2 protein-coding genes are annotated in these 1,667 nt (G+C 41.9%); both read left to right on the top strand.

Annotated elements, in window-relative coordinates:
* Positions 1–212: 212 nt before the first annotated feature.
* Entirely contained in the window at positions 213–869 is a 657-nt protein-coding gene (locus J2W69_RS20570; RefSeq protein ID WP_310282100.1) for a hypothetical protein, read from the top strand.
* Positions 870–1,001: 132 nt separating this feature from the next.
* Positions 1,002–1,607: a sacsin N-terminal ATP-binding-like domain-containing protein gene (locus tag J2W69_RS20565; protein ID WP_310282098.1), complete on the top strand. Its 606-nt coding sequence runs from the start codon at positions 1,002–1,004 to the stop codon at positions 1,605–1,607.
* Positions 1,608–1,667 lie beyond the last annotated feature (60 nt).

Raw genomic sequence — 1,667 nt, 5'->3', positions numbered from 1 at the left:
ATCAAAGCAGGGCAATTACGGTCTTAGTTCCGGTCCATGAGCTACCAACTGACTGGTAACTCAATCGATCAGAATTAAATTGAAAAGGTACTAGTAAGGTTAGCCGAAGTGAAATTTTAGAAATCACCGCAAGTTTTTTTGGATTTGAGAGTTGGAACCATTTCACAGGAGCTGAGAGAGCTTATGCCAATAGAGCATTGGAGCCATACCGGGTGTTTAAACTCCACAATGGAAAGGTCACAGAAATGGAATGCTGTCTTGGGGAGGCTGCTGCTTTTGCTTGCTTCTCCAATCGACTTAAATCAATGCCATCCCAAGAGTTTCGTATTAGTCGATTTATAGGTGTGAATGCTTCGACTGATGTTAACGATGATGAGCAAGACTTCAATCACCTTTACTTGAGTAGGTTCAGTGAAATCTTTTTATCTGAATCACTGGTCAAAAAAATGGAGTGGTTAGCAAACGTAGCTGAACTTGAAAATTCCTTATTGAGCTATTTTGGGAGTGCGTTGCCACAAAAAGAAAAGCTCCAAAAAAGAGCTGAAAGGAGAAGCGAAACTCAAAATCATCTTTTGCTTGGTAACTGGCTTGTTTATGCAGAACCGGGGGGATATGGAAATGATGAATTTGTCATGGAGAAATACGACAACAGCTTGAATCGACAAGTTAAAAGACTTTCTGGGAGCCAATACAAGTGTTCGTTTGTATTCGATGACAATACAGACGTTTTTTGGTTATCCACGGATTGGGATGATTCGGCTGATTTCAAACTTGATGGACTGAATATAACCCAGCTTCGACAAATAGAGAGGCAGTTTTTTGCTAAAGGAAACTGGAACCGTCTACTTAATGAGCAAATAGTTGAATAGACGCACCTGTTTTTAGTTGTTTATTCTCTTTTTGTGAGTGGCTGTGTATTGTCGCGATACTCGGCCACTAGATATGATGGATACCTAAGTAAGGTAAACGCAAAACGTGTATGAGTGGCGGAGTGAGTTATCATGGAAGTAACACCGAAGTCAGTTATTGACGAACATATTGCTACCAAGCTTGAAACGATTCGTCGTGATCCTCAGACTGCCATTGGCCACATCCGTCAAGAACGAAGCGTCAGAAATGATTATATGGGGCGTGCACCGTTTGAGTTGCTTCAGAATGCGCTCGATCGGGCACTTAGCAGAGTCAAGCTAGAGCTTTGCCGTGAGACAAAAAGTTTCTCAGTTGCTAATGACGGTATCCCATTTAGCTATCAAGCCGAGAAATCAGATACTTGGTCAGACTTTGCTGCAATTTGCGCTGTAAATAGCAGCAATAAAGAAGTCGGTAAATCAATCGGTAACAAGGGAGTTGGTTTTCGGTCTATTTGGGAATTTTGTCGACAAGTTCAGATTGTTTCACGTTTTGTAGGCACAGAGCAGTACTGGGGTTTTCAGCTAAACTTTCCCTTCAATAAGGATTGCCTAGCTAGTTGGACCGATACAGCACAGGCGGAAGAAATATCTCGAAGTATAGATGTTCTGCCCCAAGAGAAAGGAATTGCTCCTTCGTTTTACTTTCCGAAATACTTGACCACTGATCTGATCCGGCAACACTGGACACGCCACTAAGCTACTTTCTTTAATTCATAGTTTTCTGGGCTGAGATAGCCAATAGCACTATGCCTTCTG

This window comes from Rheinheimera soli (genome assembly GCF_031457405.1).
Taxonomy (GTDB): Bacteria; Pseudomonadota; Gammaproteobacteria; order Enterobacterales; family Alteromonadaceae; genus Pararheinheimera; species Pararheinheimera soli_A.
Note: the sequence above shows the minus strand (reverse complement) of the source record. Positions and strands in the feature narration are given on the sequence as shown.